At 44.1% G+C, this 9,654-nt stretch carries 9 protein-coding genes; 8 read left to right on the top strand and 1 reads right to left on the bottom strand.

Annotated features, from left to right (window positions below):
- The first annotated feature begins 249 nt into the window (after nt 1-249).
- The 3 genes from vpsR to AB4375_RS20095 all read left to right on the top strand — a co-directional run bounded on the left by vpsR (nt 250) and on the right by AB4375_RS20095 (nt 2,919).
- Entirely contained in the window at nt 250-1,584 is a 1,335-nt protein-coding gene (vpsR, locus tag AB4375_RS20105; protein WP_017062873.1) for a cyclic-di-GMP-binding transcriptional regulator VpsR, read from the top strand.
- Nucleotides 1,585-2,151: 567 nt separating this feature from the next.
- Complete coding sequence (locus AB4375_RS20100) at nt 2,152-2,403, top strand: hypothetical protein (RefSeq protein WP_008224444.1); 252 nt, start codon at nt 2,152-2,154, stop codon at nt 2,401-2,403.
- 204 nt (nt 2,404-2,607) lie between these two features.
- Entirely contained in the window at nt 2,608-2,919 is a 312-nt protein-coding gene (locus tag AB4375_RS20095; RefSeq protein ID WP_004735016.1) for a DUF6482 family protein, read from the top strand.
- 88 nt (nt 2,920-3,007) lie between these two features.
- Here AB4375_RS20095 and mutH read toward each other — a convergent pair whose 3' ends face one another.
- A complete protein-coding gene (mutH, locus tag AB4375_RS20090) occupies nt 3,008-3,673 on the bottom strand; it encodes a DNA mismatch repair endonuclease MutH (RefSeq protein WP_032546406.1) in 666 nt (221 codons plus the stop codon).
- 616 nt (nt 3,674-4,289) lie between these two features.
- Here mutH and rppH point away from each other — a divergent pair.
- From rppH to AB4375_RS20065, 5 genes are read left to right on the top strand one after another with little or no spacing between them, the layout of a single operon-like run.
- A complete protein-coding gene (rppH, locus tag AB4375_RS20085) occupies nt 4,290-4,808 on the top strand; it encodes an RNA pyrophosphohydrolase (protein WP_009848435.1) in 519 nt (172 codons plus the stop codon).
- A gap of 2 nt (nt 4,809-4,810) precedes the next feature.
- Nucleotides 4,811-7,060: a phosphoenolpyruvate--protein phosphotransferase gene (gene ptsP, locus AB4375_RS20080; RefSeq protein WP_017059336.1), complete on the top strand. Its 2,250-nt coding sequence runs from the start codon at nt 4,811-4,813 to the stop codon at nt 7,058-7,060.
- Between the two features lie 8 nt (nt 7,061-7,068).
- Entirely contained in the window at nt 7,069-7,860 is a 792-nt protein-coding gene (locus AB4375_RS20075) for a sulfite exporter TauE/SafE family protein (RefSeq protein WP_017059337.1), read from the top strand.
- Between the two features lie 57 nt (nt 7,861-7,917).
- Nucleotides 7,918-8,739 (top strand): prolipoprotein diacylglyceryl transferase, encoded by an 822-nt coding sequence (gene lgt, locus AB4375_RS20070; RefSeq protein WP_017059338.1) that lies wholly within the window; start codon nt 7,918-7,920, stop codon nt 8,737-8,739.
- 9 nt (nt 8,740-8,748) lie between these two features.
- A complete protein-coding gene (locus tag AB4375_RS20065) occupies nt 8,749-9,600 on the top strand; it encodes a thymidylate synthase (RefSeq protein WP_017059339.1) in 852 nt (283 codons plus the stop codon).
- Nucleotides 9,601-9,654: the final 54 nt, after the last annotated feature.

The following is a 9,654-nucleotide window of genomic DNA, read 5'->3' as shown; positions in this document are numbered from 1 at the left end:
TCTTAAGTGAACGGCATTACACCTTCGGGTGGCTTTTTCTGTTTTGGGGCTTCAAAACCTAGTCTGTACCGCACTCTTGATTCGAAAAATCGTTATTTCTGACATAGTCTTACTATTGAGACATAAAATCTAAGATAGTCTCACTACTATACGTCTCTGCGCTGAATACGCTCTCGCGGCATTTTGTCGAACGATGAAGCAGTGACTCGTATTAGTCTGATTTAAATAAAAATAGAATAAGGAAGAAGGATGGGAACTCAATTTAAGATGGATTCCTTACCAGGTTCTCTTATCGTCGTTGGTGGTGCGTACGAACCCTGGTTATCAGTGTTAGAACAAGTGGGTTGGCAGTGTACCCAGTGTGCAGATTTACGAAAAGCCGATGCCTTGATTGCTGATATTGGCCCATGTATTGGTATTGTCGATCTTAGTCATGATGAGTTCAGTCTCAACGGTATTGCTAACCTTGTGAGCAATAACAAGCAGGTGAGATGGCTCGCCTTTATCCGTGAATCTCAATTAAGCTCTGATACGATCTGCCAGTTTATCGTCAACTTCTGTATCGACTTTTTCACGGCACCAATCCCAGATGCTCAATTGCTGAGTACCATTGGTCACCAACTGGGTATGCTTAAGCTTGAGCAGAAGGTATGGCCAAACTACGGCATCAATAACAACATGGGACTGCTAGGCGATTCTGTGGCCGTGAAGCGCTTGAGAGACCAAGTAAAGCGTATTGGGCCGACTGATGTCAGTATCTTGATTTATGGCGAGAGTGGGGCTGGTAAAGAGACGATTGCACGCTCGATTCATCAAAATTCGTCGCGAGCACAGAAACCATTTTTAACGGTTAACTGTCGTGCCTTGTCTGAAATGAGAATAGAGGCCGAGGTGTTTGGCATATCAGCACAGTCAGCGACTGCGCCTTGTATGTTGGAAGAAGCCGATGGCGGAACCATCTTGCTTAATGATGTTTTAGCGATGCCACGCAATCAACAACTGAACCTGTTGCGCTTTCTACAAGAAGGTAAGATTGAAACTGCGAATGGACCTAAATCTGTCGATGTGCGTATTCTGGCCGCGAACTCCTCTGATATCGAGAAGGCGTTGATCGAGGGCGACTTCAATGAAGAGCTTTATCACTATATCAATGTTCTGCGTATTCATGTTCCAAGCTTAAAAGAACGTGTGAGCGATATTTCAGTACTGGCGAATCATTTTCTGCGTGAGTACTCGAAAGAGTTTAATGCTCAAGCGAAGAGCTTCTCAGACGATGCTATCCGTTCGATGAATCGATACCATTGGCCTGGAAATGTGCGTGAGCTGATGAATCAGATTAAGCGTGTTGTGTTGATGTCTGATGCTGTGATCATTGAGGATCACCAACTGGATTTACCAAAACAGAATGATGAACGCCGAAGCTTGAAGAGTATTCGAGAGCGCTCAGAGCGCGATGCGTTACTGATTGTATTGGAATCTTACGGTGGTCAGGTTTCATTGGCGGCTAAGGAGCTCGGTGTATCACGAGCGACGATGTACCGCTTGCTGAATAAACACAGCCTAATCTCTGAAGGTGTTGTTTAGACTCTTCTCTACATGACTTTATTCAGTCACCGTAAATTAAAGGCCACGTATCTACGTGGCTTTTTTGTTTCTGAAGGGTAGTCCGTTGTTTTCTAGTTAGACCCTAAGAGAGATGTTCTGTGATTTTATATAATCATAGTGAATATGTTATATATAAAGTGATATGCAACTAATATTTTGGGTGAATCATTTGTTTTGAAATTGTTAATCAATTAGCGGTTGAATAATATACTCACTTGGTTAGACTTTAACCGTTAAAGCAACGATTTAACAAAGACTTGTCTGCTTTTACTTCCCCATTTTTTTTGGATTTTTTAGTTAGCTTGGAGGCGCAAATGAAACATTTCGATTTTATACAGCATATTTGCGCGTCGTTTGATCCGTGTACTGACATGGTGACTGATATGTCACTCACATCAGCCATAGCCGATCGAAACACCCAAGATAAACCTAACTAATAGATCCGTATCCTTATTTGGCTGCGGAAAAATAGCAGCTAAGTGAGAAGCCCTCATACTATCTAACACGCTATTTTTCCTCAGTTGACTCAACAACTGGAGAGTTATTATGCGTCACTCAGTATATTTAAAATTAGCAACAGTCCTTATCCGTGCCGATCTTCGTCGTGAAGAGCGGGAATGGCAGCGAAAAGTACGTCGTAGTTCACTAGACCTACCTTGGCACAACACTCATTTGCTAAGAGATATTGGCCTTGAAGCCGATGGTCGTCCAATTGGTTTCTCTGAGCCTGAAGTTGTCACCATTGAACGTCGCGTTCGTCATCTTCGTCGTGTTCTTAGCGCGCGAATACCGACGTAATCTTTCGGGGTTGATCGCACCTTTCAACCCCCTAAATCATTGACGGTGATAGTTAGGTGTCAAAAGTGAGCGCTTTTGAACTAGAACTGGACAAAAAAGAGAAGCATTGGCTTCTCTTTTTTGTTTTTTTAATCGAGAAAAATCAACGTGCCCTAGTAAAGAAATAGAGTTCTACTAAGCTATAGAGAGCAAGGGAGGCCGGTTATGCAAAAGCATCAGTTAGACATGTGGTTACATGGAGAGCACAAAGACTCTTATCAAACACCCAAAGTGTACGTTATTGGCTGTTCTGATATTTCAGAATATCTATTGGCGGTGGAGTACAAACATAAGCTAGAACCGGTAAAGCAAGACGGCGAGCCGCTTCACTTTGGATCCTTAGATCAAGTGAAAGAGGAGTTACTCCGGCTCGGCTTTGAAAAGGCGTATCTTCGCTTACACAACGCCTATGATGAGTTTGGTAATGAGCCAAGCCAAAGCTACTGTGATATTGAACTGGCGCTCAAACCTCATTAAGAGGCGTTGGTAGCGAGATATTGATTCTAATTCCAGACTGTTTTTTAACGCACTGATAGTTTTGGCTATCGAGGCTCGATTAAACGATCTATGCGTAATGTGTTGTCAGTAATTTATGGGTGAATTGAGTTCGCAGATAGAAACCACGTGGTTTAGTTTTGATAGGTTTTCCGCTTGCACCGTAAGCTTCCGTTAACACACGACTGTTAGCAGCCTTCGGACGTAAATGCAGTGCTTCACCGTGTCTTGCTGTTATCTGTTCAACATTGCCTAAAACGATCAACTCCATCAGTTCTTCCCAATCTCGCTTCAAGAGTTCGTCTTCAGCTTGGCTAGGTGTCCATAATAATGGGGATCCTACATGCCTCTCTGCTAGCGGGATCTCTCTTTCTCCCTCGACAGGGATCCACAACACCTTAGACAGCTTGTTTCGAACGTGGCTGGTTTCCCAAGTTATGCCTTGCACACCCATCAAAGGAGCAACACACACAAAGGTGGTTTCGAGTGGCTTGCCAGAGTAGCTAATCGGAATGCTTTTTAGCTCGATACCGAGCTTGGCAAAATCTTGTTCTGGCTTACTGCCTGCAGGTGCACCCAAGTGCCATTCCAATAGCTGCCCAACCCAGCCTTTATCACGCTTAAGGTCGTTTGGCATCACCATCTCAGCTTCGTCAGCGAGCTCTTTAAAGGTCATTCCGGCGATGGCATACGCGCGCTCTAACAGCTCTTGTTGTGTTTGTGGTTCTGGTTTCATAATAAAAGGCATGATCAAAAAAATGATTTTATCAGAAGTTATCACCAAATGACGACTGGTTAAGAAATGATCTCCTTGCGAGAAAAGGGATCAAACTCAGGGTTATCCACAGGACATAAAGGTAATTAATTGAAATATTAATTTAGTGGATAAATAAACAGGGGTTTATGGTGGATAAAATGCTTGCCAAATGGGGTTCAAAATGAATCTTTCACTTAGTAGTGTGGATAAACATCGGAGTGGTTGATCTTTAACCATGTCAGGTTTTTGAAAGATCTTTTACATTTCTAATGTTTTTTAAAACTAGAATGTTATTTTAATTTACTGATTTATATAGTAATAAAATTATTTTGGCTGATTTGTTGTTTTTGGTGTTGATGAATCTATGGATTAAAAAAAACGATTGCGGGTAATTCTTCACATAGTTATTCACAGAAAAGGTGAATAAATGTGGTCTATGTCTCACTATTGTGTGGGTAACTAGAATTTGAGCAAAACTTATCCATATTCCTAGCTATTATTCATAAATATAGCGCTTATCACGTCACTAAGTTTGCTCCGATTGGGGATATGTGGAAAAATCAGAGTAATTAAAAATTTAGATAGAGGTTGGCCAGTGATAGATGGCGATGGTTACCGATTAAATGTTGGTATTGTAATCTGTAACAACCATGGTCAGGTCTTCTGGGCTAAACGATACGGGCAACATTCATGGCAATTCCCTCAAGGGGGAATAGATGAAGGTGAGACTCCGGAACAGGCAATGTACCGCGAGTTGTATGAAGAGGTTGGCCTTACTAAAAAGGATGTAAAGATCGTCGCGACAAGTCGTCATTGGTTACGCTACAAGCTACCCAAACGACTGGTTCGGTGGGATTCTAAACCTGTCTGTATTGGACAAAAACAGAAGTGGTTCCTTTTGCGCTTAGATTGCGATGAATCGCATATCAATATGCAGCGTGGAAGTACACCTGAGTTTGATGGTTGGCGTTGGGTGAGTTACTGGTACCCAGTTCGACAAGTAGTTTCTTTTAAGCGAGATGTTTACCGTCGAGCGATGAAAGAGTTCGCATCTTTAGCAATGCCGTTTAAAGAGCGAAAAACAAAAGGAAAACGCAAATTGCGTAGAGGTTAAGCATGCTCAGTCAACTAAGGGAAATAGTTGAACACGTATCAAGAGTTGAAGATGTATCGACGGCACTTGATATTCTAGTTAAAGAGACATGCAGTGCGATGCAGACGGAATGTTGCACCGTGTATTTAGCCAATAATGATATGCAGCGCCTTGAGTTGATGGCAACTCAAGGCCTGATCTTCAAAGGCAATAGCATTCACATTGGTTTTGACGAAGGTCTGGTTGGCCTTGTTAAAAGAAGTGCTGAACCTATCAACCTTGCACAAGCGTCTGCTCACCCTGCTTATAAGTTTTTTCCAGAGCTTGGAGAAAACGTCTATCACTCTTTTCTCGGTACTCCGATTATCCACCGCAAGCAAGTGCTCGGTGTATTGGTCATTCAACAGAAGACCCCACGTTTATTTAGTGAGATGGAAGAATCCTTCCTTGTCACGCTCTCTGCACAACTTGCCGTTATTGTGGCGCACGCCCAAACTCAAGGCCATTGGCTGTTAGAGCAACAGAAGCTACCGGCTACTAAAGGTATTGCAGCTTCATCGGGCGTGGCGATTGGTGACTTATGGTGGGACAACACTCAGCCTGAACTCACCGATGTTTATCCTGCTTCGACGCTCAATATAGAGAGAGAGCATGAGTTGTTGGCGGTAGCGGTTGAAAACGCCCTCAATGACTTTAAGCGCATGCGAAAGCGCTTAGATAGCGAAATCAATAAAGATGCGTTGGCGATCTTTGACCTGTTTACTCACTTACTCAACGATCCTATGCTGCGTAAGGATCTAAAAAGCCAAATCCAGAAAGGCGATAAAGCCGATTGGGCACTAAGACAGGTTGTAGAGAGTTATTCTAATCGCTTTGCTCGTATGTCGGACGTGTATCTTCGTGAGAGAGCACAAGACATCCGAGAGCTCGGACAAAGGCTGCTCTATTTCCTCCACAACTCTGAACATGAACTTCGCACGTTAGATAAGCCGATTATCCTAGTGGTTCGTGAGTTAACCGCTTCGGTATTAGCGTCTATTCCCAAAGAAAAGCTCTTAGCGGTGATTTCCTTGGAAGGGGCGGCGAACTCGCACGCAGCGATTTTATCTCGAGCGCTTGGCATACCTTCCGTCATGGGGGTAAACCTCAACCTAGCTCAAGCTAATGGCAAGCGAGCGATTGTTGATGGGTATAGCGGTGAGATCTTTATTGAGCCGACTAAAAGCCTGCTCAAAGAGTATCGAGGGCTTATTCTAGAAGAGAGTGAGCTCTCCTCTATGGTCAATCGCGAGCTGTACCTACCGGCAAAAACGCAAGACAACAAGCAAGTCGAGATTCTGCTTAATGCGGGTTTAAGTGCAGACACTAACATCGCTATCAACCAAGGCGTTGATGGCGTAGGGCTGTATCGAACTGAAATTTCTTTCTTGTTGCAGCAAAGATTCCCGTCAGAGGATGAACAATTCAAGCAGTATCGTTCTGTACTGGCAAGCTACCCAGAGAAACAAGTGGTGATGCGTACACTCGATATCGGTGGTGATAAGGCCTTACCGTATTTTCCTATCGAAGAGGACAATCCATTCCTTGGTTGGCGTGGTATTCGGTTTACGCTCGATCATCCTGACATCTTTATTATTCAGTTACGTGCCATGCTACGTGCGAGCTGTGAAAGCCATAACTTGAGTATTTTGCTGCCGATGATCTCTGGTGCACAGGAGTTGGATGACGCGCTACAGTTGATTGAACAAGCGTATGATGAAGTGCATGAGCTTGATAACCGAGTGCGTATGCCTCGCGTTGGTATCATGATTGAAGTGCCATCCATGCTGTACATACTGCCGCTGATTGCGCATAAGGTCGACTTTGTTTCAGTCGGTACCAACGACTTAACCCAATATTTATTAGCGGTTGATCGGAACAATTCACGAGTATCCGATGTCTATGAATCAATGCACCCTGCGGTGATCATGGCATTAAAACAAATTCATGATACTTGTAAGCAATATCAATTACCTGTTTGTATTTGTGGCGAGTTAGCCGGTGACCCGATGGGCGCGCTGCTATTGATTGGATTGGGGTATGAGACGTTAAGTATGAATACCTCGAATGTCGCAAGAACCAAATATTTGATTCGTCAATCGAACTTGGCTGAATTACAGGATTTGGCAAATAAGGCACTTTCAAAACCGTATGGTAGTGACATCTATAGTATGATGCTGAACTATTTCGAAGAGCGTGAATTTACAGGCTTCATTCGAGCAGGTAAAAAATAGGATTTAACGTGTCATATGAACTGATAGGCTTGTTAGCGGGCCTTGGTGCTATTGTTGGTGTTTTAGCAGGCTTGCTAGGCATTGGTGGTGGTTTGCTGGTTGTTCCTGCCTTACTGTTTTTGCTTCCTAAAGCGGGTATCCCCCAAGAGTTTGCGATGCAAATGGCATTGGCTACTTCGCTATCAACCATCATCGTTACGTCGGGATCGTCTGCGATTAACCATCTAAAGTTGGGTAACGTAGAGATGTTTGTCGTTAAATGGTTGATGCCAGGTGTGGTGATAGGTGGCTTCCTCGGCTCTTTCGTGGCCGATGTAATTCCAGCTCAATACTTACCAAAAGTCTTTGGTGTGATTGTTTTGGTGTTGGCGTTGCAAATGCTATTGTCGATTCGCTCCAAGAGCCAAAAATCGATGCCGGGTTCAGCTAAAACCGTGTTGTGTGGCGGCGGGATTGGTTTGGTATCAAGCTTAGCGGGCATTGGCGGTGGGTCTTTATCGGTACCTTTCCTTAACCATCACGGTGTGGAAATGCGTAAAGCCGTCGGCTCATCTTCGGTATGCGGTTGTGTTATCGCGATTTCGGGAATGCTAGGTTTCATTTGGCATGGATCTTCTGTCGATGATCTTCCTGCGTATAGCTTGGGTTATGTTTATCTACCGGCTTTGATCGCGATATCTTGTACCTCAGTTTTGACCACTCGAGTGGGTGCGAAACTAGCCACTCAATTGCCAACCCCTGTGCTGAAGAAATTCTTTGCGGTATTTTTAATGTTTATAGCAGCCACAATGCTGCTGTAGTGTCTTTTCTGTTAGTCATTGAGCTAACCGTTAATCAATTTAGATAGAGAGCCAAGTATGTCTCAGGGTTTTATCGAATTCCCAAATATCGATCCTGTTCTTATTGAACTAGGACCAATCTCAGTTCGTTGGTACGGCCTAATGTACCTTGTCGGTTTTATGTTTGCTCTTTGGTTAGCAAATCGCCGAGCTGATCAACCGGGTAGTGGTTGGACTCGAGAGCAAGTATCAGACTTACTGTTTGCTGGCTTTCTAGGTGTGGTGTTGGGTGGTCGTATTGGCTACGTACTTTTCTACAACTTTGACCTTTTCCTAGCAGACCCACTGTACCTATTTAAGGTATGGACTGGCGGTATGTCTTTCCACGGTGGCTTGCTGGGTGTTATCACCGCAATGTTCTGGTATGCGAAAAAGAATGGTCGCACCTTCTTTGGCGTGGCAGACATGATTGCACCACTCGTCCCATTTGGTTTAGGTATGGGCCGTCTAGGTAACTTCATGAACAGCGAGCTTTGGGGCCGTGTGACTGATGTGCCATGGGCGATTGTGTTCCCTAACGGTGGTCCACTTCCTCGTCACCCATCTCAACTTTACGAGATGGCGCTTGAAGGTATCGTGCTGTTCTTCATCTTGAACTGGTTTATCAAAAAGCCGCGTCCTCTTGGTTCTGTATCAGGGTTATTCCTAGCTGGATATGGTACATTCCGCTTCTTAGTAGAATACGTACGTGAACCTGATGCTCACCTAGGTTTGTTCGGTGGATTTATCTCTATGGGACAAATTTTGTCACTGCCAATGGTTATCATCGGTGTGCTGATGATGGTGTGGGCATACAAGCGTGGTCACTACAAAGACGAATTACCACAACAAACGAAGTAAGGAATTGGTGTGAAACAGTATTTAGATCTCTGTCAGCGTATCGTTGATGACGGTACTTGGATTGAAAATGAACGCACGGGCAAGCGTTGCCTAACCGTGATCAATGCTGACCTTGAATATGATGTTGGTAATAACCAATTCCCACTGGTAACAACGCGTAAGAGTTTTTGGAAAGCCGCAGTTGCTGAGCTGCTTGGCTATATCCGTGGTTACGACAATGCTGAAGATTTTCGTAAGCTAGGGACTAAAACTTGGGATGCGAATTCTAACCTGAATGAAGCATGGCTGAATAACCCTTACCGCAAGGGTGAAGATGACATGGGCCGTGTTTATGGCGTTCAAGGACGTGCATGGGCAAAACCTGACGGCGGTCATATCGACCAACTGAAGAAGATTGTTGATGATCTAACTAACGGTATTGATGACCGCGGCGAGATCTTAAACTTCTACAACCCAGGTGAGTTCCACATGGGATGTTTGCGTCCGTGTATGTACAGCCATCACTTCTCACTACTTGGTGATACTCTGTACCTAAACAGCACTCAGCGCTCTTGCGATGTACCCCTAGGCCTGAACTTCAACATGGTTCAAGTGTATGTCTTCCTAGCTATCATGGCGCAAATCACGGGTAAGAAAGCTGGCGTGGCTTACCATAAGCTAGTAAATGCTCATATTTACGAAGATCAACTTGCACCTATGCGTGATATCCAGTTAAAGCGTGAGCCGTTAGCTGGCCCAACATTCCATATCAATCCTCAGATTAAGTCTCTAGAAGATTTGGAAACATGGGTAACGATGGATGACTTCTGGGTTGAAGGTTACGAATGCCACGAAGCGATTAAGTACCCATTCTCGGTTTAATCTCACTCGCTTTGTTTGATTGAAAGGCTGCCTCTGTGCCTGTCTCTTATACAC

The sequence above is a fragment of the Vibrio sp. 10N.261.51.C6 genome, assembly GCF_041471785.1.
Classification (GTDB): domain Bacteria; phylum Pseudomonadota; class Gammaproteobacteria; order Enterobacterales; family Vibrionaceae; genus Vibrio; species Vibrio crassostreae_C.
The sequence above is the reverse complement of the archived record's forward strand: the minus strand, read 5'-3'. Positions and strand labels throughout refer to the sequence as shown.

Coding starts and splice junctions, on each gene's coding strand:
- vpsR (WP_017062873.1), top strand. CDS start 250: ATGGGAACTCAATTTAAGATGGATTCCTTACCAGGTTCTCTTATCGTC.
- AB4375_RS20100 (WP_008224444.1), top strand. CDS start 2,152: ATGCGTCACTCAGTATATTTAAAATTAGCAACAGTCCTTATCCGTGCC.
- AB4375_RS20095 (WP_004735016.1), top strand. CDS start 2,608: ATGCAAAAGCATCAGTTAGACATGTGGTTACATGGAGAGCACAAAGAC.
- mutH (WP_032546406.1), bottom strand. CDS start 3,673: ATGAAACCAGAACCACAAACACAACAAGAGCTGTTAGAGCGCGCGTAT.
- ptsP (WP_017059336.1), top strand. CDS start 4,811: ATGCTCAGTCAACTAAGGGAAATAGTTGAACACGTATCAAGAGTTGAA.
- lgt (WP_017059338.1), top strand. CDS start 7,918: ATGTCTCAGGGTTTTATCGAATTCCCAAATATCGATCCTGTTCTTATT.